We start from the raw sequence: 23849 nt of genomic DNA, 5'->3' as shown, positions 1-23849 counted from the left end.
TTTCCTCCTCCCTGCACAGTAGGAATGTCCTTCTCCCCCTTCGCGGGTTCCGTCCTATAATCGAGTCAGTTAACCGGGCTCTCGTCAGGCTAACGCACATGACAAAGGGAGGTTTTTCTACGTGGTAAAGCAATGGGGTTACGCGGCGCTCGGCGCGACGCTGGTCATCGGACTAACGGCTTGTTCTTCTTCCGGCAACGAAGGCGCTTCTCCGGATGCCTCGAATAGCGGGGCCGCCTCTGCAAGCGCTTCCGGACAGAACGCCGGCGAGAAAACCAAAATCGCGTACTGGACGCCGGACCGTCACGACGCGGTGTTCATGCAAGCCAAGATCGACGAGTTCAACAAGACGAACACGGACAACATCGAAGTCGAGATGACGGTCATGGCCGACAACTATCCGGATGCCGTCGACATCGCGTTCGCGAGCAAGCAGGCGCCGGACGTGCTGCGGATCAATAACCTGGAGACATACGTGAAGAAGGGCTACATCACGCCTCTCAACTCCTACATGGACGACGCGACCAAGGAGCGCTTCTCCTCCGTCCTGATCGAGAACAAGAATATGATCGGCGGGGAGATCTATTCTCTTCCGAACACGGGCCAGACGTGGCGGCTCATCTACAACAAGGACCTGTTCGCCAAGGCCGGCCTTACCGAGGCTCCGAAGACGCTCGACGAGCTCGTGGAATACGCGAAGAAGATCACCGAGGCGGGCAAGGCGGAAGGCGCCTACGGCTTCGCCAGCAACTTCAAGAGCTCGTCCGGCTTCTGGCGCCCTTCCATCACGGTATCGACGGCAAGCGGCACGACCGGCGCGGAAGGCTACAACTTCCAGACCGGACAGTTCGACTTCAATTCGGTCAAGGATATCGCCCTCGCCCTTCGCCAGATGAAGGAAGACGGCAGCATGCTTCCGGGCGTCGAGAGCCTCGACATGGACCCGCTGCGCGCGCAGTTCGCTCAAGGCAAGATCGGCATGTACATCAACCATTCCGGCGAGCCCTCCGTGTACAAGGACCAATTCCCGACGACCGTCAACTGGGCCGCGGCGCCGCCTCCGACCGCGGACGGAACGATTCATGGCGCGATCAACGTCGTCGGCGGCTGGTACGTCGGAATCAGCAACGACTCCCCTAACAAGGAGAAGGCTTGGAAGTTCCTCGAATACTTGTACAGCCTCGACCTGCAGAAGGAATATTACGAGAACGGCTACGGCGTCTCGCTGATTCCGGATGTCATTGAAGCGGCTTCCTCCCCTTCAACCCCCGGCATCGAAGGCTTCCTGCCGACGAAGTACGACGCCCTCTACCCGGACACCCCGCTTACCGCGACGGAGGCCGCTCTCGAAGGCACGAAGTACGGCGACGTCCTTACCAAGTATGTCGTTGTGGGCGGGGACCTCGACAAGCTGATCGAGGACCTGAATACCCGCTACAACGCGGCGCTCGCCAAAGCCCGCGCGGACGGCACCACGAAGATCGAGGCCGACCCAGACTTCGACGCCTCCAAGCTTCAGGGCGCTCTCGCTCAATAATCGCCGATTCCCTTTTATCGCAACGTTATTTATCGCGCGCCGAGATTCTTCGGCGCCCTTTTTTGCCCTCTATGACCGACAACGAACGAGGAGGACCCCCGTCATGATTCTTCATAACAACGATATCCCCAGCCGCAAGGTGGACGACTACGCATCCCGCAAAATCCTCGGTACCGGAGGCAGCCTGATGATGGTGGAAGTCCGCTTCAAGAAGGGCGGCATCGGCGAAGTTCACTTCCACGAGGCGCATGAACAGACCAGCTACATCGTCAAAGGCAAATTCGAGGTATCCGTGGACGGCGTCAAGTCGATCCTGAGCGCCGGAGACAGCTTCTACGCGGGGCTCCGAGTCCCCCATGGCGTCGTGGCTTTGGAGGATTCGATCATTCTGGACGTGTTCACGCCGCTGCGCCAAGACTTCCTGGAAGCCGAGGTGGGCGAATGAATCCGTTCTTCCTGACGCACGAGGAACTGCGAGAAGCCGCCAAAGTGTTCGCCGAAGCCTATCCCGACCAAGCGAAGAAAGCCGTCGAGGTCGCCGAGCATGCGGGCCGCAACGAATTCCGCCTTCCCTTCACGATGGCGATGCACCGCTGGGTCGACATGGGGGCGCCGATCGACTGGCTGTACAACCCGACGCAGGATCTCGAATACACCTGGATTCTGAACCGCCACTGGCACATGGAGGATCTGGGCAAGGCTTACCTGCTCACGGGACGCGAAGATTACGTCCATACGTTCGTCCGGCACTTCGAGGAGTGGCTCGCGCAGAACTCCCCTCCCGCGGAAGTCTCTTATGAGGAAGCGACGTACTTCCAGCGACCGGGCCCATGGCGTTTGCTCGAGACCGGCCTTCGCGTGCAGTCGTGGATCTGGACGTACCGCATGGTCGAATCGAGCCCCCGGCTGTCCGAATCGTTTCGCGAACGCTTCTTCTCCGCCCTCGCCGAGCACGCGGATTACCTGGTCCGGTACCTGGGAAGCGCCGAGATCAACCACGCGATCATGCACATGCAAGGGCTGTTCATGATCGGCGTCTTCCACGCCGGCCATCCGCGTTCGCCTCTATGGCGCCAGCTCGCCTCCGAGCGGCTGGAGCTGTGCATGCTGCGCCAGGTCGGGGACGAAGGCGTACAGAGCGAGCTGACGACGCATTACCATAACGGCAGCATCGGCATGTTCGGAACGCCTTATCTGCTCGCCCTGAAGACCGGCTTCGAGTTCCCCGAGTGGTATGGCCGCAAGCTCGCCCGGATGGGGGCGTTCACCGAAGCCGCCATCCGTCCCGACGGACAGGCGACGCCGATCGGCGATTCGGATTGGGTCAGCCACGGCCGGAAGCCGCTCGGCCTTCTCGGAGCGATTCTCGGGGACGAAGGCTTGCTTGCGGCCGGAGAGGTCAGCGAGGAGCTGCTGTGGCACTTCGGGGCGGACGTCTATCGCCGGATGCGGGATAGCCAATCCGCCTTCTCCCCTTCCGCGGAGAGCTGCGCCTTCGAGCAAACGGGCTACTACTTCGTCAAGAGCGAAGGCCAGCATCTGTTCTTCGACGCGGCCGGGATGGGAGGCGCCCACGGCCATGCCGACGCTCTTAGCCTGGAATGGATGTGGAACGGCCAGCTTATCTTCGCCGATCCTGGAAGGTACACGTACGAGGAAGGGGAATGGCGGCGTTATTTCAAAAGCACCCGGGCGCACAACACCGTAACGGTAGACGGAGAAGACCAGACCCCGTATGTCGCGACGCAGCGCTGGGGCGAGCCCGTCGCGGAATGCGAGACGCTGCGCTGGATCGACAACCCGAGCTTCGCTTTCCTCGAAGCGACCCACGATGGATACCTCCGGCTGGACCGTCCCGTCCTGCACCGGAGATGGACGCTCGTCGGCAAGGAAGCCGGCGTCCTCGTCATCGTGGACTGGCTGGAAGGCGACGGCGAGCGGACGATCGAGCAGCGGTTCCAGCTGCATCCGGACGCCTCCGTCGAGCTTGGCGGCTCGGAAGGCGTTGCAAGCAATGGCACCGCGTCGCCTTGGGCCAGAATCGTCTATCCGTCGACGGGAGTTCTTGTCGATATGCATTGGGCGACGGCCGGCGGCGGTGTTCGTACCGGTACTGGCTTCGGCAATGACGCCGGGCCCGGCTCCGGCTTCGTCGCCTCCGAAGAAGACGGCTGGATTTCGCGCCTCTACGGCGAGAAGGAGCCTAATAAGGTCCTCTCGATGGGCGGGTCCGTCGACGGAACGGCAGGCATCGCCTGCGTCGTTCTGCCGCAGCTCGCGGCCGACGGTTCCCCGATTGCCCGGCTGGAGGAGCTGTCCATCGACGCGGAGAGCCAATCGGCCTCTGTCATCTATTCGGCGGCCGGGCGGAAGATCCGCATTTCGATCGACCGGAACGACGTGAAGTGGGCGGTTGAGGAGTAACAGGAATAGGGCCCTCTCCCATTGTCATGTTAGATGACCTTGGGCGAGGGCCCTTTTATTTGGTGAACCTCCTATCGCTCGCAGCTTCGCTTATTAGCAAATGTGGTGCACCCAGTGCACCTCTTTCGCTCGCAATCTCGCTTTCCGCCAATGTGGTGCACCCAGTGCACCTCTTTCGCTCGCGGTCTCGATATTCCGCCAATGTGGTGCACCCAGTGCACCTCTTTCGCTCGTTTCGCTCGCAATCTCACTTTTCCGCCAATGTGGCGCACCTAGTACCCCAATCAGGGATAAGGTTGGTTGATGCGCCTTAATCCTCCAAGTCCGCAGTGCCGGACCGGTGCTTCGGCTTCCTCCCGTACTCCTTATCGCGAGCTCCGCCGTGTTTCTTATGCCGCGCGGCGGCGGACTGCTCCTTGCGCGCCAGGCGGGCTAGCTCGCGCTCCGTCTTCCGATAGTTCGCGTACCTTGTCGCTTCCAGCTCGCCCTCCTCGATAGCGGCGCGAACGGCGCAGCCGCTCTCCGACTCATGCCGGCAGTCGCCGAACTTGCATTGCGAAGCCAACGCTTCGATGTCCGCGAACGTCATCTGCCAGCCTCCCTGCGAATCCCACAGCTGCAGCTCCCTCATGCCGGGCGTATCGAGCCATATCGCGCCTCCCGGCAGCAGGAACAACTCGCGATGGGTCGTCGTATGGCGGCCTCGAGCGTCGTCCTCGCGGATTCGTTGAACCGCTTGAAGATCGTCGCCTGCCAGCCAATTCAGCAGCGTCGATTTGCCGACGCCCGAAGACCCGACGGCCGCAACGGTCCTCCCCGGCTCCAAATACGGCTCCAACTGCTCTCTGCCCCGTTCCTGCATCGCGCTGACGGCGAAGACGGGGACGCCGGAAGCGATCTGCTCCGCTTCGGCGATAAACGCGGCCGGATCGTCGCACAGATCGGATTTGGTGAGCAGCACGACCGGAAGGCTTCCGCTTTCCCTCACCGCGATCAAGTACCGCTCCAAGCGCCGCGGGTTCCAATCCTGATTGAGCGAATTAACGATAAACACGTAGTCGAGGTTCGCTCCGATGATTTGCTCGTCCATCGTGTTCCCCGCGGACTTGCGGATCATGGCCGATCGGCGCGGAAGAACGGCGTGGATGACGGCGCGGCGTTCGCCTTCGAGCAGTTCGGCCGCGACCCAGTCTCCCGCCGCGGGAAAATCGCCCCGCGAACTCGCTTCGTATTCGAATTTTCCCGATACCTCCGCGTACCTCTCTCCGTCTTCGGCGACGATCTGATACAGCTGAGATAACGGAGCCGTTACTCGAGCCGGTTCCAGGCGCTTGTTAACGAAGCTGGAAGCAGCGAGTGCGTCGAAGCTTGCTTGCCAAGACTCGTTCCAGCCCCATTCGATTAATTTCACGTACTTCGATATTGGATTCATTCGATTGCTCCTTTATTGTCCTGATTAATGTTGCGATTAAACGCAAAAAAACCGCAGGATCCCCCTGCGGCAAATACAAAAAACCGCGAGAAACCTGTGCGGTCCCTCGCGGTCCTAAAATAAACCAACCTGGAACGGTTAGCTTACATTCATCCCGTAGAGACCGATGCATATGCTGCTGTGAATCCCGTGACGTTCATGATCGATTGGCGCATACGACATCAGCCTCCTTGTTAAATAGTTGAAATTAGTATAATTCTCCCTATCCGCGTCCGTCAAGCTTATCGAGCAAAATAAAAAAGACTTACCCGGATCACTTCCCGGATAAGCCTGACTTGCGATTGACGATCAGCTTGTAGCCGACCCCGCGAATCGACTCGATCTGAACGGTCTGCTGATTGAGCTCCAGCTTCTTGCGCAGAGAGCTGACGTGAACGTCCACGGTCCGCTGGCCGCCGATATAATCGAAGCCCCAGACCACGTTCATCAGGTCGTCGCGCGTGATGACGATCCCCGGCCGCTCCGCCAGATAGAGCAGAACCTCGAATTCCTTAGGCCGAAGAGAGATCCATTGGCCGTTAAGGTGGACCTCGTATTTATCCGGGAAGATTTGCAGATCTCCCAGCGTAAGCACCTTTTCCCCTCCCGGCGCGCGGGCCGTTTCCGTATCGCCCTCGTTGCGCGTGCGCCTGAGAACCGCCGACGTTCGCGCGAGCAGCTCCGCCACGCCGAAAGGCTTCGTGATATAATCGTCCGCGCCGAGCTTCAGCCCTTGAACGACTTCCTCTTCCGCATTGCGTGCGGTCAGAATAATGACCGGCGTCTTGACCCCGTTCTGTCTCAGCTTCTGAAGCACCTCGAAGCCGTTCATCCCCGGAAGCATCAGATCCAGGAAGATGATCGCATAATCTTCGTGAATCGCATTATGCAGCCCTTCCGCCCCGTTGCCGACGACTTCCGTTTCATAGCCCTCGAGGGAGAGATTATAAGTAACGAGTCGAGCGATCGTCGGCTCATCTTCAATGATTAGCACTTTGTCCGACATGGGTACCTCCGGTCCGGCAGGAAAGCCGTATTGTGCTCATGCTCTCTTTGCCAATATATCATGCCACTGTTAATCTTAAGTTAACGATTTGTTATCGGAACGTAAAATAGCGGCGATGATGACAATCAAGGCTGCAAGAGCGGAAGCTCCAAAATAAATTGCGAGCCGACTCCGACCGTACTCTCCACGCGAATGGTGCCATGGTGCAGCTCCGCCAAGTGCTTCACGATCGACAGCCCCAGCCCCGTCCCGCCCGAGCTTCGGGATCGGGCCTTGTCCACCCGATAGAAGCGCTCGAAGATGCGGGGCAGGTCCTTCCTCGGAATGCCGATTCCGGTATCGGACACCGTGATGCGCACCCGATCCTCCAGCCCCTCCTTATCCGTCCCGGGAACGAACTCGGCCTTCACCTTAACCTTGCCCCCTTCGGGGGTGTAGTTGATTCCGTTCTGCAGCAGATTGAGCAGAATCTGCCCCAGACGATCCTCGTCGGCTTCGATGAACAGCTCTTCTTCCGCCTGAAGCTCCAGCTCGATGTTCTTTTTGGTCGCTTCCGTCGACATGAATTCCGTAATCCGCTCGAGGAAGGCGTAAAGATCGACGGGAGAGAACTGGAGCGGCGAACGTCTCGACTCGATTTTGGACAGTTCCAGGATATCTCCGATCAACCGATTAAGCCGATCGCTCTCGTCGTGAATGATCGTCAGGAACGATTGAGCCGTCTCCCTGTCGTCCATCGCCCCGTTCAGAAGCGTCTCCGCGAAGCCTTTGACGGCCGCGACCGGCGTTTTCAGCTCATGGGACACGTTGGCGACGAACTCGCTGCGCATTTTCTCCAACCGCCGAATAGCGGTGACGTCCTGCATAACGAGCAGCAAGCCCGGCTCTTCTTCCTCGCTCATGCTCATCGGAATCGCGCTCAGCTCCAGCAGCTTCTCCTCCGGATAATAGACAGTAAGCTCCTCGTGAATCGGTTCGTGAACCTGGAGCGCTTCGCGAATGAGCTGGACGAGCTCGTACTGCTGCCTGATCTCGCTGTAGCTGCGCCCCGTTCTCTCGGCTGCCGTGCTGCCGAGCAGCCCTTCCGCCCCGCGATTGTACAGCCGGATACGCCCGTCCGCTCCGATCATGATGACTCCGCTCGTCATGTTATCGAGAACGGACTGCAGCCGAACCTCGTTCAACCGAATTTCGTTCACCTGCTGCTGAAGGCTTCCCGCCATCGCATTCAGCGCGCGGGCCAGCTCGCTGACCTCGTCCTTGCCGCTGTCCGGAATCCGGAGCTTATAGTCCATGTCCGCCATTCGCTTCGCCGCCGCCGTCATCTTCTCCAGCGGACGCGTTACGCTGAGCGCGATCCGGTAGCTTACCGCAGTCGCCAACAGGAAGAGAATCAGCAAACCGGACACGAGAGCAATCCACATGTTGCCGAGGCTTCTCTCTACGTCGTTCAGACTGACGGCCAGCCGAACGATGCCTTGCGGCTCGCCTTGGGCGGGCACCTTCATCGCGACATAGAGCATGTTCTGATCGAGCGTCGGGCTCTTGCGAACGCTGCTTCCGATGCCGTTCGCCAGCGCTTCCTCCACTTCCTCGCGATTGGCGTGGTTCTCCATCGTAACCGGATCGTGGTCCGAGTCCCCGAGAACGACTCCGTCGGGCCGAATAAACGTCGCGCGCATGTCGGCGATGTCCTTGAAGTGCCGCGCGGCCTCCTGCAAGAAAGCGGTCTGCCGCTCCTCGGACTGGCCCTCCGGCCAAGGCACCGCTTCGTTCAGCACGCGTATCTCCGACAGCATATGGTCTTTAAGAGAGCCGAGATGGTTTTTCTTATAGGAGGTACTCATCAGGATCCCCGCGGCCAGCACGGTCAATCCGATGAGCAGCATAAACAGCGCCGTCAGCTTAAACCGGAATTTGTGCATGTTCGAATGTGCTCCTCGGCCCCGCAAGCGGATGGACTTGGGATAACGGCAATTTTATTAGGCGAAAACGGGATCCTTAAATTGGGCGAGCTTCTCCTTCGAGTCGCGCTCGACTTCGGCGTGCAGGCTGTTGCCGTGGGAATCCATCGTGACGACGGCGGCGAAGCCTTCGACTTGAAGGTGCCACATCGCTTCCGGAATGCCGAATTCCAGCAGGTCGACGCCATTGACCTTCTTAACGCATTCCGCGTAATACTGGGCGGCTCCGCCGACGGCGTTCAGATAGACGCCTCCGTGCTCCTGGAGCGCCTTGAGCGTCTTCGGCCCCATGCCGCCCTTGCCGATGACGGCGCGAATGCCGAACTTCTTCATGATGTCGCCTTGGTACGGCTCCTCGCGGATGCTCGTCGTCGGGCCGAACGCCTTCACGTGCCAGCCTTCGTCGTCCTTTAGCATAACCGGACCGCAGTGGTAAATAACCCCGCCGTTCAGATCGATCGGAGCGTCGTGATCCATCAGGTGCTTATGCAGCGCGTCGCGTCCCGTATGCATCTCGCCGTTCAGGATAACGACATCGCCCACGCGCAGCGAACGGATCTGCTCTTCGGTCACCGGAGCGGTCAGCACGACCTCGCGGCGCCCTTCGCCGATCGCCTTCTCCGCTTCGACCTCCGCTTTCTCCTCGAAAGCGTTCATCGGATGGTTGGAGCCGCTCTCGTAGATCCATTCCTTGATCTCATGCGAGCTGCCGTCCAGCAGAACGCCTTGGCGACGGTAAGCCCAGCAGTTGTAAGCTACCGAGACGAAGAAGCTTGCCGGCAGACGGTTCATGACTCCGACCTTGCAGCCGAGCAGCGTGACGTTGCCGCCGAAGCCCATCGTGCCGATGCCGAGCTTGTTCGCGTTCTCGAGCACGTACTCTTCCAGCTTAGCCAATTCCGGAATCGGGTTTACGTCCTCGATATGACGGAACAGCTGCTGCTTCGCCAGTTCGTAGCCGCTCGTGCGGTCGCCTCCGATGCCGACGCCGATGAAGCCCGCGCTGCAGCCCTGGCCTTGCGCTTGGTAAACCGCGTGCATGATGCACTTGCGAATGCCGTCCAGGTCGCGTCCGGCTTTGCCCAATCCTTCGATTTCCGTCGGGAGGCTGTATTGGATGTTCTTGTTCTCGCAGCCGCCGCCCTTCAGGATCAGGCGCACGTCGACCTCGTCCTTCTCCCATTGCTCGAAGTGGATGACGGGCGTGCCCGGTCCCAGGTTGTCCCCGGTATTCGCTCCGGTGAGCGAATCGACGGAGTTCGTGCGCAGCTTGCCGTCCTTCGTCGCGCGCGCGACGGCGTTGCGAATCTCTTTTTTCATGACGATTTGGTTGGCGCCGACAGGCGTATGAACGATAAAAGTAGGCATCCCCGTATCCTGGCAGATCGGAGACACGTTGCATTCGGCCATCTCGATATTTTGAACGATGGTAGACAAGGACAAGCCCGCGCGCGTAGCGCTGTCTTCGGCCGCTTTGGCCGCGGCTATCGTTCTGCGCACATCGGCAGGAAGATTGGTAGACGTCTCGACGACAAGCTTGTAAATACTTTCTTCAAATGCGGACATAATTGCGGGATTCTCCTCTCGTTTCGCTTTTCCTCAACCTCTCTATCATAGCACATGCTTTTCCAATCATCGATTCATAAAGGAATCGAAATCCTTCACGGAATGAGAACAATTCGCCACAAAACCATTCCAATTGAGAATCGTTCGCAATATCGTCTTGGAGGTATGATATAATCTCTTATTATTTCCTATCGATGGTGGATGAGAAGGGAGCTCCCATGTCCAATCCGTTTCTAGCTTATTTATATCGCCTGCAAAATATCGAACGATGGAGCCTCATGCGCAAAACGTACGGAGAGAACGTCGCGGAGCACTCCTTCCATACGGCTCTGATCGCCCATTTGCTCGGCAGCATTTCCCGGCATGTTTTCGGCAAAGACATCGATCCGGACCAAGCGGCTTCCTATGCCTTGTTCCATGATGCCACGGAAGTGTTTACGGGAGATATTCCGACGCCGGTCAAGCATCATAATCCGGATATTCTCTCGAATTTCCGGCAGATCGAAGCGCTGGCGGCCGACCGTCTTCTGGCCACCGTCCCGGAGGAGCTTCAGGAGGCGTATCGCCCGCTGCTCCACCGCGGATCCGAATCGCCGGAGCTCGCGAAGCTGGTCAAAGCGGCCGACGTGCTCGACGCCTACCTCAAGTGCGTCAGCGAGATGTCCGCAGGCAACCGCGAATTCGCGACCGCCCGCCGCCAGATGGAGGAGAGGCTTCGCGGCATGAATCTGCCCGAGGTCGACTGGTTCCTCGACCGCCTGACCGCAAGCTTCGAGAGAACGGTCGACGAGCTCGCGGAGGAAGAAGCGTAATCCGACACGCGCAACGCGCCCCGAGCGGACTCCATCCGGAGCCTGCTCGGGGCGCGTTAGGTACGGGATAAGTTGAGGCGACGCTTACGCGTACCAAGGATCCTGCATGAGCCAGATAATGACGAGGAACAGAACGAACGCGATCGCGCTGAACGTCTGAACCTTCGACACGTTGGCGGAAGCATCCTGATTGCCTGCGGCTGCCGCGCGGATCCGCTTAAGCGGGCCTTGAACCATTCCGGCCATGGCGCCGATCGCGACGAAAATAACGATAACGACGACCATCCAAGCTACCGTGTAATCGGCTTTGGAGATCAGGTAACCGCCCGTAAGAAGCTGAAGCACGAGCGAGAATTGGCCGATGCGGCCTGCCCCTAGAAGACCGCTTGCAAGGCCCTCTTGGGCCGGCGTCGACAGCTGTTTGAACTTCCCGACGAGGAAAGGCAGAATCGCGTAGATTCCCATTCCGACGGCGCCGACGACATGTAGAAACAACATTACCGTATTCATTGTCACAAGTCCCCTTTGGCAAAAAAGTACAAAGACATACCATGTCCAGTATACACAATTCGCCGGACAAACAAAACAAAACCTTCCATCCTTTAAGCTGGGTCTTGAACAATCGGTGACAATTGAAGAAAAAGCCCTCTCTTCAAGGCGTTCCCCGCCTTAATGAGAGGGCTTTGCGCAGGACACGGTTCCTTACGCGTTCTCGACGATCTTGATGACGCCGCGAACGGAATCCGCGGACTTGTCGAGCGCGGCTTTCTCCTCGGGCGTCAGCTCGAGCTCGATGATCTTCTCGATGCCGTCGCCTCCGAGAATGGCCAAGACGCCGATGAACAGATTTTGATAGCCGTACTCGCCTTCCAGCAGCGCGATAACCGGAAGGATGCGCTTCTTATCCTTCAGGATCGCTTCGGTCATCTGAACGAGCGAAGCCGCCGGGGCGTAATACGCGCTGCCGTTGCCGAGAAGGCTGACGATCTCGCCTCCGCCGACGCGGGTTCGCGCCACGATCGAGTCGATCTGCTCCTTCGGAAGCAGCTTTTCGACGGGGATGCCGCCGATGGTCGTATAGCGAACGAGCGGAACCATGTCGTCGCCGTGGCCGCCGAGCACGACGCCGCGAACGTCTTCTACCGATACGTTCAGCGCTTGCGCCAAGAACGTATTGTAGCGGGCCGTATCGAGAACGCCGGATTGGCCGATGATTCGGTTCTTCGGGAAGCCGAGCGTCTTGTTCGCCACGTAGGTCATGGCGTCGACCGGGTTCGACAGGATGATGACGTAAGCGTTCGGACTCGTCGCCTTCACGTTCTCGCATACCGACTTCACGATGCCGGCGTTCGTGTTCACGAGGTCGTCGCGGCTCATGCCCGGCTTGCGGGCGATCCCGGCCGTAATGATCACGATGTCGGAATCGGCGGAATCGGCGTAGTCGGCCGTCCCGACGATGCGGGCGTCAACGCCTTGCACCGGAGTCGATTCGAGCATGTCCAAAGCCTTGCCCTTCGTCGGGTTCTCCATCTGGGGAATGTCGAGCAGAACGACGTCCCCCAGCTCCTTCTGCGCCAGCATGAGCGCCGTCGTCGCCCCCGTAAACCCCGCCCCGACTACCGTAATCTTCGCTCGCTTTATCGCCATTCGTTAATTCCCTCCTGTTCGGGTATGCAAGCAACTCCAATAAAAATAAACTCCCTCTTCCATTCCCATTATTCCCCGCACCTCTGTCACTCAGACGTTATTCGTCGGGTGTCCAGAGGGCGGAGCCCTCGGAGTCCCCCTTGGAAGGGGGATTTAGGGGGTCGCGGAATAGTGGGTTGATTGCTGGAAATAGGGAGTTTAACAGGGATTCGTAAGGGCCAGCCCTTACATGTTCTTAATGATTTCGTCCGCGAACTCGGAGCACTTGACTTCGGTTGCGCCTTCCATCAGGCGAGCGAAGTCGTAAGTAACAACCTTGCTGTTGATGGAATCTTCAAGACCCTTGTAGATAAGGTCAGCCGCTTCTTGCCAGCCGAGGTGCTCGAAGAGCATAACGCCGGACAGGATAACGGAACCTGGGTTTACAACGTCCTTGTCGGCGTATTTAGGAGCCGTGCCGTGAGTCGCTTCGAAGATAGCGTGGCCCGTCAGGTAGTTGATGTTCGCTCCCGGCGCGATGCCGATGCCGCCTACTTGCGCAGCCAGAGCGTCGGACAGGTAGTCGCCGTTCAGGTTCAACGTTGCGATAACGTCGAAGTCGGTCGGACGAGTCAGGACTTGTTGCAGAGCGATGTCGGCGATAGCGTCCTTAACGAGGATCTTGCCTTCGGCAAGAGCAGCCTTCTGAGCCGCGTTAGCCGCTTCTTCGCCTTGCTCGGCTTTGATCTTGTCGTATTGGCCCCACGTGAAGGTTTGGCCGGCAAACTCGGTCTCTGCTACTTCATAGCCCCAGTTCTTGAACGCGCCTTCCGTGAACTTCATGATGTTGCCCTTGTGCACGAGGGTAACGGATTTGCGCTTGTGCTTGATCGCGTATTCGATCGCGGCGCGAACGAGACGCTTCGAGCCGTCGGAGGATACCGGCTTGATGCCGATGCCGGACGTCTCCGGGAAGCGGATCTTCTTAACGCCCATTTCCTTCTGCAGGAATTCGATAACCTTCTTGGCGTCAGCCGTCTCCGCTTGGTATTCGATACCTGCATAGATGTCCTCGGTATTCTCGCGGAAGATGACCATGTCGACCAGCTCCGGACGCTTAACCGGGGAAGGCACGCCGTTGAAGTAACGAACCGGACGCAAGCAGACGTACAGGTCGAGCTCTTGGCGAAGAGCAACGTTCAGGGAGCGAATGCCGCCGCCGATCGGAGTCGTCAGAGGTCCCTTGATCGCGATGATGTATTCGCGGATTGCCGTCAGCGTATCGGCCGGCAGCCACTCGCCGTAAGTATTGAATGCCTTCTCGCCGGCGAACACTTCGTACCAAGCGATTTTTTTCTCGCCCTTATATGCCTTCTCTACGGCTGCATCCAGAACGCGTTGGGAAGCGCGCCAGATGTCGCGGCCCGTTCCGTCGCCTTCGATGAACGGGATGATCGGATTGTTAGGGACGTTCAGAACGCCGTTCTGAACCGTAATAGCTTCGCCGGAAACCGGCGGCGCGAATTTCTCGAGTTGTGCCATGAATGTTTCTCCTCCTAAATATCGAATAAGTGTATTTTACCGCAAAAACCGGCGCTCGTCCTCTCCCGCTAACGAAGCGGACAGGAAGACGAGCCGCCGGAGATGGAACCGACTCGTTCTTAAGCGCGATCGGCTACGGCCACGTAGTGTTGGCCGACGGGACCGACGTATTCGGCGCGAGGACGGATCAGACGGTTGTCCTCGTATTGCTCGAGGATGTGCGCCGTCCAGCCGGATACGCGGCTGATCGCGAAGATCGGGGTGAACAAGTCGCGCGGAATCCCCAACATGGTGTAGCAGGAAGCGGAGTAGAAGTCGACGTTCGGCTTCAAGCCCTTCTGTCCGACGACCATGTCCTCGATCTTGACGGACATCTCGTACAGTCTCATGTCGCCTTTCAGTTCGCCGAGCGACTTGGACATCGCTTGAAGATGCTTCGCGCGAGGGTCGCCGTTCTTGTAGACGCGATGGCCGAAGCCCATGATCTTCTCTTTCTTGTCGAGCTTGGCTTGAACGTACGGCTCTACGTTCTCGAGCGTGCCGATCTCGTCCAGCATGACCATAACCGCTTCGTTGGCGCCGCCGTGCAGAGGACCCTTCAGGGCTCCGATTGCGGACGTAACGCCGGAGTAGATGTCCGACAGGGTGCCGACCGTTACGCGGGCGGCGAAGGTGGATGCGTTCAGCTCGTGGTCGGCATGCAGAACAAGAGCCTTGTCCAATGCTTCTACCGCTACGGCTGCAGGCTCTTCGCCCGTCAGCATGTACAGGAAGTTGTAAGCGACGCTTACGCCTTTCTTAGGAGCAACCGGTTCCTTGCCTTCGCGGATGCGGGCGAATGCCGCGACGACCGTCGGAAGCTGGGCTTGGAGCCGGATCGCCTTGCGGACGTTCGCTTCGCGGCTCATGTCTTGCGCTTCCGCGTCATACAGCGCGAGGCTGGAGATCGCCGTGCGGAGAGCTGCCATCGAGTTGCTTCCGGAAGGATACAGACGAAGGCCTGCGATAACCGCTTCCGGTACCGCTGCGTATTCATCCAGTTGAGCCTTCAATCCGTCGAGCTCGGATTGATTCGGCAGCTTGCCATGCCAGAGCAGGTAAGCTACTTCCTCGAAGGACGCCTTCTCTGCCAGTTCATCAATGTTATAGCCGCGATACGTGAGCACTCCGTCGATAATGGAGCTGATCGAAGATGTCGCAGCTACGATGCCTTCCAGGCCTTTCGTTGCTGTCATGGATATCTCTCCTTTGTTCGTAAAAGTAAAGAAATCACCCGGAAATAGCGTAAAACCGCTAGAATGATCCCATTTTCCCGAAATCGTCGATATTGCGACCTCATTCGGCCTATTATTAGCTGAAATCGAGAATTGTTACGAAATTAAGTCATAGTTAATGATAAACGATTTGAAACTCGATTGGAACAAAACGGGACATAAAAATGCTTTATCGATGGTATAAAGGTTCTTTTGTCAGGCCGTGCGGAATGATAGAATAGTTCCTAACCGGAGGTGCCTCGATTTGAACATAGACCAAATTACCGGAATGATCGATATCGGCTCGAACACCGTTCGACTTGCCGTTTATCAGGTGACCGCGAACGGCGCGTTCCGCGTCATCGACCAGGGCCGCTGGCCCGCCAGGCTCAGCCAGAAGCTGACTCAGGACGGGGAGCTTCCGCAGGATGCGATCCGCGAGCTCGCCGAGGTGCTCCTTCACTTCAAACGCATCTGCCATATGCATCAAGCGACGAGAATCAAAGCCGTGGCTACGGCGGCCATTCGCCAAGCGACGAACCGCGAGCAAGCGCTGGAGCAGCTGTCTTCCTTGACCGGCCTCTCCATCGAGCTCCTCTCCGGCGAGGACGAAGCGCGATACGGCAGCGTCGCCATGCTGCGCACGATGGACGTCGAGGACGGCTTCGTCGTGGATATCGGCGGCGGAAGCACCGAGATTACCCTGCTGCGGAAGCGCGAGATCGTCGCTTCGATATCGTTCCCCTTCGGGTGCGTAAATACGGCCAGACGTTACGGCTTGAAGGACGACGCCGTCCCTTCGGCCGCCATGGAGCAGATAACCGCCGATCTGGCGGCTCAGCTTCGCGCGGAGCCCTGGATTCGTTCCCATGCCGGACTCCCCTTGATCGGATTGGGGGGTACGATTCGCTCCTTTGCCAAGATTGCCCAAAGAAGCGTCGATTATCCCATCTCGAACCTTCACGGCTACGAATTCCCGCCGAACGCGCTCTCCGACACGCTTCAGGCTCTGGCGCCGCTTAACGTCGAGAGGAGACGCAAGATCCCCGGCTTGTCCAAGGACAGGGCGGACGTCATCATCCCGGGCCTGCTGATCCTTCAGGCCGTATTCCAAGCTTGCCAGGCCTCTCGCCTGATCGTCTGCGGCGCAGGCCTTAGGGACGGAATCTTCTTCGAAACCTGTCTTCCTTCGGAGGAAGTGCGCCTTGCTTCGCGCCAAGTTCTGGAAGACAGCATACGCAATTTAACCGCATTATATCCAACCGTTCCGCAAGTTCATCTGGATCAAGTGAATCGGCTTGCCCTGAGGCTGTACGACAGCCTTGCCCCGGATGCGGGACTTCCGCCCTCCTGCCGGCCGCTCCTCGATTCCGCCTCCCGGCTATTCAGGATCGGATCGATCATCGACGTGGGAGACAATGCCGACCACACCTTCTATATCCTGATGCATGCCCATTGGAACGGGCTGGGGCACCGGGAGATGCTGCTGACCGCCGCAATCGCCTCGTTCAAGGGCACCGGAGCCATGAGAAACAAGCTGGCGCCCTACCGTTCTCTCCTGACGGACGGCGATTTCGAACGCATCGGGAAGCTTGGCATGCTGCTCCAGCTTGCCGCGGCGCTCGACCGGAGCGAGTCCCAAGGCATCGCCGAACTCGAGATTGCCATTCACAAAGGCAAGCAGCTCGTGTTAAGCGCTGCCGCCAATCATCCTCTTCAAGTCGAACGAATGGAAGTCGAGACGCTCGCGAAGGATTTCAAGAAGAGCTGGGGGCTAACCCCGGTCGTCCAAATCGCGAAGTTCGTCTAGACAAGCGTCGCTCCCCTATTAAAAAAAGATAAGGTGCTTCTCCTGCACCTTATCTTTAGTAAACCATTCTTCTTCTCACTTGCACGTTAAAGCCGTATTTCCTCTTGAGAGCCCCCATCGACCGACGGTTCAGAAGCTCGTAAATGTCTCTTAGCCTCTGCGTCTTCGGGCGAATCGTCTCCTGCACCTTGCCGTCCACAATGACGTCGAATTCGACCACAACGTTCCCTCCCATCTCCCTGGCTGTTGATTTCATTGTAGGAAGTTACTATTAGCCAGAGATTAGGTAAAAGTCAACTTTTTGTGAAAACGATCGGATTCGCGCCGGAAAAGCAAACTTCGTTTAAAGCTGTTCCATCGAGGCGATGGCGACCGTCTTCCACAGCGGAATGTCGGCGGCGCCGAATTGGCTTCGGAGCGGCTGTTCGGCGCCGGCGACTCGGGAGTAGTTGCCGCTGGGCTCCAGCTCCCTGGCCTTCACGTTATCCAACAGGTTCATCTGCAGCAGGTTCAGCAGCATCTGCCGGATGGACGGATCGTAGACCGGGCAGAGCAGTTCCACTCGCCTGCTCAGGTTGCGCGTCATCCAATCCGCGCTCGAGATGTAGACCTCTTCTTCCCCGCCTCCCGATACGGCAAGTATCCGGGAATGCTCCAGGAAGCGATCGACGATGCTGATGACCCTGACATTCTCGCTAAGCCCGGGAACGCCCGGACGAAGGCAGCAAACCCCTCGCACGATCAGATGGATCGAGACGCCCGCTTGCGAAGCCTCGTATAGCTTGTCGATCATCGACTGGTTGGACAGCGAGTTCAGCTTCGCGACGATGCGCGCGGGCTTGCCCGCCTTCGCGAACTCGATCTCCCGGTCGATAAGATCGAACAGCTTCGGCTTGAGCCCGGCCGGAGCGACCGCGAAGGCCCGCCAATCATGCGGCGTGGAGTAGCCCGTCATTTCGTTGAACAGGGCGGAAGCGTCCGTGCCGATATCGGGGTGGCAAGTAAACAGGCCGGCGTCCGTATATACCTTCGCGGTATTCTCGTTGTAATTCCCCGTTCCCACATGGACGTACCTCCGCAGAGAACCTTCTTCTCGGCGTACGACCAGCGTAATTTTCGCATGCGTTTTAAGACCGACCAAGCCGTAGACGACATGACAGCCCGCCTTCTCCAGCTGCCTCGCCCACGCGATGTTGCGCTCCTCGTCGAACCGGGCTTTCAGCTCCACGACGACCGTTACCTGCTTCCCGGATTCCGCCGCCTGGGCCAGAGCCTTTACGAGCAACGAGTTCACGTTGACCCGGTAGAGAGTCATCTTGATCGCCAGCACGTCGGGATCGACGGCCGCCTCGTAAATAAAATCGTTTACCGCTTCGAACGATTCGTAAGGGTGGTACACCAGCACGTCGCGCTCGCGGATGACCGACATCATCTGCTCCGTCTCCTCGAATTCCACCGGGTAAACCGGATCGAGCGGCGGGTACCGCAAATGCTCCGAATTCGGAAGCGAGGAGGCGAACTTCGAGAGGAACGTCAAATCGAGAGAGCCCTCGATCTCGAAAATATCGTCCTCCGTCACCTCCAGCTCATCCTTCAGCAGCTCCAGCGCGTCCCCGTGCATTCCCGTCTCGACCTCGAGGCGCACCGGGAACCCTCTCCTGCGGCGGCGCAGCTCCTTCTCGATCTCTTGCAGCAGGTCCTCCGCCCCTTCTTCGTTGATCGCAAGATCGGAGTTGCGGGTAACCCGGAACGCGTGAACGCCTTCGATCTCGTAACCGCTGAATAGCTGGCCGATATGTACCTTGATCAGGTCCTCCAGCAGCAAGAAAGTCATCTTGCGGGAATTGCGTCGCCCGGGCACTTCCACGGCGCGCGACAGGATCGACGGAACCTGGACGATGGCGCTGAACGTCTGGCCCTTAAGCTTCTCATCCGCAGGGTCCGCCTTAAGCACGACCGCCAGATAAAGCTCCTTGCCGTGCAAGAGCGGGAACGGCCGGCTGCTGTCGACCGCCATCGGCGTCAGCACGGGATAAACGATCTTCTGGAAGTACTCGCTCATCGCCTCCGCCTGTTCGCGGTTCAGATCCCCCCACGACAAGAGCGTCGTGCCTTCCTTCGCCAAACTGCGCATCAGCTCCCGATAAACCTTGTACTGCCTGCGCACCATCTGGCTCGTTCTCTTCATGATTCTCTTAAGCAGTCCGTGCGGCGTATATCCGGTAAAGTCGGCTTTCAGGAACCCCGCTTTCAATTGATCCTTCAAGCCGGCTACTCTCACGCTCATGAATTCGTCCAGATTGCTGGACACGATGGACAGGAATTGCATTCTCTCCAGCAAAGGAGTCGCAACGTCCTCCGCTTCTTCAAGCACTCTACGATTGAACTCGATCCAACTTAAGTCCCTATTGATGTACTTTTTGGATGCTGTCATCCGTAGTTCCCCCTAGTTTTCTCGCTATGATCCCTTGTCCCTCCATTATGCCGGATAATTGTTAACTCGGTGTAAAATCCGAATCGCCGCGGGCGGCGGAAGTCGAATTTGCTCGGCGAAATGGGAAGCAAGCCATAAGCGAAGCTTAATGCCGATCCACTACAATGAATTCATCGCGTTATGTTCCAGAAGAGGAGGCGCCCGGAGTGGATCGACGGATCGGTGGTCAATGGCTTCGCCTTCTTATCCTGCTCGTCGTTGCCGTCGGCGGAGTCTTCGTACTGGGCTGGGCTCTGCCGCTCGTCTATCCCTTCCTGCTCGGCTGGCTGCTGGCCTACGCCCTGAACCCGATCGTGAACGGCCTTCATCTGAAGCTGCATATGCCAAGGTGGCTTGCCGTCACGCTTACGCTGCTGCTGTTCACCGCATCCATGCTGACCGTCATCTCCGCGCTTGTCGTTCGGCTTGTCGGGGAGATCATGAATCTATCCGGTTCTTTGCAGCAGCTTGTCACATGGGCTGAGGACACCATCGAGAGATTCCTGGCCAGTCCCGACATTCAGCTTCTGATCGGGAGAATCAATACTTTCTATCAGGAGAACCCGAATTATCAGGAGACGATCAACAACCGGATCTCCGACACGGCCAAAGCCGTCGCCGAGGCGGGGACGAATTTGGCCGGCGCGTTTCTCAACGGGGTCGTCGACGTCCTTGCTTCCTTGCCGCAGGTCGCGACCATCGCCGTCGTCGTGCTTCTCGCCTCCTTCTTTATCGGCAAGGATTGGAGCCGGTACGCCTCGCGCATGGTCGGCTGGTTCCCGGAGAGAACCCGCAAGCGCGCCTCCGCGGTCTGGAAGGATATTCGCCAAGCGCTCTTCGGCTATGTGCGGGCTCAGTTTATCTTGATCTCGATTACGGCGATCGTCGTGTTTATCGGACTTCTGGTCATAGGCGTCAAGGATGCGTTGTCCGTCGCTCTCGTGATCGGTTTCGTCGACCTTCTCCCCTATCTCGGAGTAGGCGCCGCGATGGTGCCGTGGATCGCATATCGGTTCATCGTCGGAGATTGGGGAATGGGAGGCGCCTTATCCCTCCTATACGGAATCGTCTTGATCGCAAGGCAAGTCATCGAGCCCAAAGTGCTCGCTTCCAGCGTGGGTCTCGATCCGCTGCCCACCTTGATCGCCACGTTCGTCGGGCTGAAGCTGTTCGGGTTCCTGGGGCTTATCATCGGTCCCGTCGCCATCGTTATCCTGACTACGTGCCATAAGGCAGGCTTCTTCCGGGATATCGGGCGGTACATCCTGCACGGCAACAAGTTTCTGTAACTTATGTTTATTATACAGGACAAGCGCTCGATTCAGCTTCATCTTCGCAGGAATCCGCCAAAATCGGCTTTGCCGTTTCTCCCTTTGGCTCAGTTCCGCTCCCGAATAAGCTTTTTAACTAAACAAACCTCCGAATCTAGTCGGTTCGACTAGACCGGAGGTTTGGGCTCTGGCGTCCTGCCGGCGGGATTGCGGCGGCGAAGGCCTTGCGTCATGGCGCGATCAACGCCCGAACGGACCGCGGAACACGCGGACCTGGCCCGAGCGGAACTTGCGCTCCAGCCATACGTACATGAAGCCTTTATACAACGGGCGGGTAAAAGGAAGCAGCAACGTGATGCCTACGATGTCCGAGAGAAACCCGGGCACCGCGAGCAGAAATCCTCCCGCTATGACACAAATTCCGTTCAATACCGCCGGTCCCGGCGGCTGTCCGGATTGCATTAAGCTTCTCACTTCGATCCAACTCTTGCGTCCTTCCGTCTGAGCGAGCAGCCCTCCAAGAGCCGCTCCGATTAGAAGGAGTCCGAAGGTCGGCCAGGCACCGATCCAGCTGCCCATCGCAATGATGCCGGCCAATTCCGCTATAATCGCGATCAGGAGGAACAGCCCTGCCTTGCGAATCCACATCGTCATCCCCTCCTCGTATTCCTTTACTACGGACAAGGAGGAGGCCCCGTTTCACGAATGAGGCCGCATTCCGGCCAAGCCCCCTGCGTCAAACGAGACGTTGGGAGCCACTCGCGATTGCGAGCTTCTCCCTATTCGGCCAGCTTCTTCAGCAGCTCGTACAGCTCCGGCGCCTTCTTGTCGATTCCGACGACCTTCCAGTCCGAGTTGATCCACCCGTGAAGAGAGCTCCCGCTCGTCAGCAGGGGAGCCTCCGGCGCTTCGCCCGTCACCCGGCCTTCGGAAGTAACGTCTCCCAGCAGAACCTTGTATTCGAAGCGCAAGCGCACCTTGGAAAATTCGGTTACCCGGGTGCAGACGGTAATCCAATCGTCGTACTTGGCCGGCTTCAGGTAAGAAGCTTCCAAATGAACGACCGGAAGCATCAGGCCCTTCTCTTCGATATCGCGGAAGGAGACTCCCGCTTGCCGAATCCATTCCGTCCGTCCGATCTCGAACCAATTGATGTAATTGGTATGATACACGACAGCCATCTTGTCCGTCTCCTGATAGCGTACCCGAATCGGGTGCATAAACCACTGGCTCACTTCATTTTCACTCCCGTCCTAAGGAAACAAGGAAGCAGCGGCCGTCTAGAAGCCGCTACTTCCTCGTGGATTAACCGAAACAGTTTACTTAGAGAACCTTCGCTTGGCCGGAGTAGATAACACCCTTCTCCGCGTACAGCGTCACTTCCGTGCCGTCCTTGAGCAGGTCGACCGCGTCTGCCACGCCGACGATAACCGGGATGCCCAGGTTGAGGCCGACGACGGCCGCGTGGCACGTGATGCCGCCGCCTTCGGTAATGACGGCCGCCGCCTTCTCGAACGCCGGCATGTAGTCCTTGTCCGTCGAAGGAGCGACCAGAATGGCGCCGCTGGTCATCTTGGCGACGGCTTCCTCCGGCGTGCGGGCGGTCACGACCTTGCCCGTCGCGCTCTGGGAGCCGATGCCTTGTCCTTGGGCGATCAGCTCGCCGATATGGTGGATCTTGATCAGGTTCGTCGTTCCGGAGCGGCCGACCGGCACGCCGGCCGTAATGATGACCGTGTCGCCCAGGCGGACGATCTCCGTCTTCAGCGCGCCTTCAACCGCAACGTCGAACATGTCGTCGGTCGTGCCGACGAGCGTGCCTTGAACCGGCACGACGCCCCATACGAGCTGCAGGCGGCGAAGCACTTGCTCTTCCGGCGTTACCGCGATGATCGGGGACTTCGGACGATACTTGGATACCATGCGGGCGGTATAGCCGCTCTCCGTCGAGGTCACGATCGCCTTCGCATCCAGCTCGAGCGAGGAGCTCGCGACCGCTTGGCTGATCGCTTCGGTTACCGAAGTCTGCTGGGCCAGCGCCTGCTTCTGGAAGATCTCGCGGTAGTTCAGAGCGGATTCCGCGCGAACGGCGATCGCCGCCATCGTCTGAACCGATTCCGACGGATACTTGCCCGCCGCCGTCTCGCCGGACAGCATGATGGCATCCGTGCCGTCGAAGATCGCGTTCGCGACGTCGGACGCTTCGGCGCGAGTCGGACGCGGATTGCGCTGCATCGAGTCGAGCATCTGAGTCGCGGTGATGACCGGCTTGCCCGCGCGGTTGCACTTCTCGATCATTTGCTTCTGGACAAGCGGCACCTCTTCGGCCGGGATCTCGACGCCGAGGTCGCCCCGGGCGACCATGAGGCCGTCGGACACTTCCAGGATCTCGTCCAGGTTGTCGACGCCCTGCTGGTTCTCGATCTTCGAGATGATCTGGATATGGCGGCCGTCATGACGCTCGAGCAGCTCGCGAATCTCCAGCACGTCGCTGGCGCGGCGAACGAAGGAAGCGGCGATGAAGTCGACGCCTTGCTCGATGCCGAAGCGAATGTCGCTGGCATCCTTCTCGGTGATCCCCGGCATGGAGATCGCGACGCCCGGAACGTTGACGCCCTTCTTGCTCTTGATCTGGCCGCTGTTCACGATTTCGCACTTGATCTCGGTTCCGGAGACCTCGAGAACGTTCAGGCCGATCAAACCGTCGTCGATCAGAATCGTGGAGCCAACGCTCACGTCGCTAGGAAGATCCTTATACGTAACCGGGATGCGGTCGATGTCGCCCAGGATCTCTTCCGTCGTCAGCGTGATCCGCTCGCCTTGCACGAGCTCGATCGGCTCCGACTTCAGCTTGCCGAGGCGGATCTCCGGCCCCTTCGTATCCAGCAGGATCGCGACGGTCTTGCCGAGCTCCTTGCAGGCTTGGCGGATCGTCTTGATGCGGTTGCCGTGCTCCTCGTAGTCGCCATGCGAGAAGTTCAGACGCGCGACGTTCATGCCCGCTTGGATCAGCTTCTTCGTGTTCTCGAGGGATTCGCTTGCGGGACCGATTGTACATACGATTTTTGTTTTGCGTACCATTTCTTTTCCTCCG

At 58.6% G+C, this 23849-nt stretch carries 19 protein-coding genes; 6 read left to right on the top strand and 13 right to left on the bottom strand.

Translation table 11 applies throughout. The annotated features are described in order from the left end of the window. The first annotated feature begins 121 nt into the window (after positions 1–121). The 3 genes from H7B67_RS17605 (at position 122) to H7B67_RS17595 (ending at position 3961) form a co-directional block, all read left to right on the top strand. Positions 122–1537 (top strand): extracellular solute-binding protein, encoded by a 1416-nt coding sequence (locus H7B67_RS17605; protein ID WP_185121168.1) that lies wholly within the window; start codon positions 122–124, stop codon positions 1535–1537. Between the two features lie 103 nt (positions 1538–1640). Next, a complete protein-coding gene (locus H7B67_RS17600) occupies positions 1641–1982 on the top strand; it encodes a cupin domain-containing protein (protein WP_185121167.1) in 342 nt (113 codons plus the stop codon). Continuing rightward, positions 1979–3961, top strand: coding sequence for an alginate lyase family protein (locus H7B67_RS17595; protein WP_185121166.1), 1983 nt, complete (start codon positions 1979–1981; stop codon positions 3959–3961). Before H7B67_RS17600 ends, H7B67_RS17595 begins: the two co-directional genes overlap by 4 nt. A 310-nt stretch (positions 3962–4271) precedes the next feature. Here H7B67_RS17595 and rsgA read toward each other — a convergent pair whose 3' ends face one another. The 4 genes from rsgA to H7B67_RS17575 all read right to left on the bottom strand — a co-directional run bounded on the left by rsgA (position 4272) and on the right by H7B67_RS17575 (position 9968). Then, on the bottom strand, positions 4272–5393 hold the full coding sequence (gene rsgA, locus H7B67_RS17590; RefSeq protein ID WP_185121165.1) for a ribosome small subunit-dependent GTPase A: 1122 nt from the start codon (positions 5391–5393) through the stop codon (positions 4272–4274). Between the two features lie 313 nt (positions 5394–5706). After that, the gene (locus tag H7B67_RS17585; protein WP_185121164.1) at positions 5707–6438 is read right to left on the bottom strand and encodes a response regulator transcription factor; all 732 of its coding nucleotides are present in this window, start codon (positions 6436–6438) and stop codon (positions 5707–5709) included. Between the two features lie 125 nt (positions 6439–6563). After that, a complete protein-coding gene (gene pnpS / locus H7B67_RS17580; RefSeq protein ID WP_185121163.1) occupies positions 6564–8363 on the bottom strand; it encodes a two-component system histidine kinase PnpS in 1800 nt (599 codons plus the stop codon). Between the two features lie 57 nt (positions 8364–8420). Continuing rightward, complete coding sequence (locus H7B67_RS17575) at positions 8421–9968, bottom strand: fumarate hydratase (protein WP_185121162.1); 1548 nt, start codon at positions 9966–9968, stop codon at positions 8421–8423. A gap of 218 nt (positions 9969–10186) precedes the next feature. Here H7B67_RS17575 and yfbR point away from each other — a divergent pair, with 218 nt between their 5' ends. Then, the gene (yfbR, locus tag H7B67_RS17570) at positions 10187–10780 is read left to right on the top strand and encodes a 5'-deoxynucleotidase (protein WP_185121161.1); all 594 of its coding nucleotides are present in this window, start codon (positions 10187–10189) and stop codon (positions 10778–10780) included. Positions 10781–10864: 84 nt separating this feature from the next. Here yfbR and H7B67_RS17565 read toward each other — a convergent pair whose 3' ends face one another. The 4 genes from H7B67_RS17565 to citZ form a co-directional block, all read right to left on the bottom strand. Continuing rightward, complete coding sequence (locus H7B67_RS17565; protein WP_185121160.1) at positions 10865–11290, bottom strand: hypothetical protein; 426 nt, start codon at positions 11288–11290, stop codon at positions 10865–10867. 192 nt (positions 11291–11482) lie between these two features. Continuing rightward, a complete protein-coding gene (gene mdh / locus H7B67_RS17560; protein WP_185121159.1) occupies positions 11483–12427 on the bottom strand; it encodes a malate dehydrogenase in 945 nt (314 codons plus the stop codon). A gap of 225 nt (positions 12428–12652) precedes the next feature. Beyond that, the gene (gene icd / locus H7B67_RS17555; protein ID WP_185121158.1) at positions 12653–13948 is read right to left on the bottom strand and encodes an NADP-dependent isocitrate dehydrogenase; all 1296 of its coding nucleotides are present in this window, start codon (positions 13946–13948) and stop codon (positions 12653–12655) included. A 119-nt stretch (positions 13949–14067) separates the two neighbouring features. Continuing rightward, positions 14068–15183 carry a citrate synthase gene (gene citZ, locus H7B67_RS17550; protein ID WP_185121157.1) on the bottom strand — a complete coding sequence of 372 codons (1116 nt, stop codon included), beginning with the start codon at positions 15181–15183 and terminating at the stop codon, positions 14068–14070. A gap of 283 nt (positions 15184–15466) precedes the next feature. Between citZ and H7B67_RS17545 the strand changes: the two genes are divergently transcribed. Then, positions 15467–17011 carry a Ppx/GppA phosphatase family protein gene (locus tag H7B67_RS17545; protein WP_245363941.1) on the top strand — a complete coding sequence of 515 codons (1545 nt, stop codon included), beginning with the start codon at positions 15467–15469 and terminating at the stop codon, positions 17009–17011. Positions 17012–17066: 55 nt separating this feature from the next. On the opposite strand, the gene H7B67_RS17540 is transcribed toward H7B67_RS17545, so the two are convergent. After that, positions 17067–17231, bottom strand: a complete 165-nt coding sequence (locus H7B67_RS17540) for a mechanosensitive ion channel protein MscL (RefSeq protein WP_185121156.1) — start codon at positions 17229–17231, stop codon at positions 17067–17069. A gap of 123 nt (positions 17232–17354) precedes the next feature. After that, entirely contained in the window at positions 17355–19445 is a 2091-nt protein-coding gene (gene ppk1 / locus H7B67_RS17535) for a polyphosphate kinase 1 (protein ID WP_185121155.1), read from the bottom strand. A 206-nt stretch (positions 19446–19651) separates the two neighbouring features. Between ppk1 and ytvI the strand changes: the two genes are divergently transcribed. Continuing rightward, positions 19652–20773 (top strand): sporulation integral membrane protein YtvI, encoded by a 1122-nt coding sequence (gene ytvI, locus H7B67_RS17530; protein WP_185121154.1) that lies wholly within the window; start codon positions 19652–19654, stop codon positions 20771–20773. 222 nt (positions 20774–20995) lie between these two features. Here ytvI and H7B67_RS17525 read toward each other — a convergent pair whose 3' ends face one another. The 3 genes from H7B67_RS17525 to pyk all read right to left on the bottom strand — a co-directional run bounded on the left by H7B67_RS17525 (position 20996) and on the right by pyk (position 23836). Beyond that, on the bottom strand, positions 20996–21403 hold the full coding sequence (locus H7B67_RS17525) for an FxsA family protein (protein ID WP_185121153.1): 408 nt from the start codon (positions 21401–21403) through the stop codon (positions 20996–20998). A 131-nt stretch (positions 21404–21534) separates the two neighbouring features. Next, positions 21535–21990 carry an acyl-CoA thioesterase gene (locus H7B67_RS17520; protein ID WP_342592602.1) on the bottom strand — a complete coding sequence of 152 codons (456 nt, stop codon included), beginning with the start codon at positions 21988–21990 and terminating at the stop codon, positions 21535–21537. A gap of 88 nt (positions 21991–22078) precedes the next feature. Then, positions 22079–23836 carry a pyruvate kinase gene (pyk, locus tag H7B67_RS17515; protein WP_185121152.1) on the bottom strand — a complete coding sequence of 586 codons (1758 nt, stop codon included), beginning with the start codon at positions 23834–23836 and terminating at the stop codon, positions 22079–22081. Positions 23837–23849 lie beyond the last annotated feature (13 nt).

It is taken from the genome of Cohnella thailandensis (genome assembly GCF_014212135.1).
Taxonomy (GTDB): Bacteria; Bacillota; Bacilli; order Paenibacillales; family Paenibacillaceae; genus Cohnella; species Cohnella thailandensis.
The sequence above is the reverse complement of the archived record's forward strand: the minus strand, read 5'-3'. Positions and strand labels throughout refer to the sequence as shown.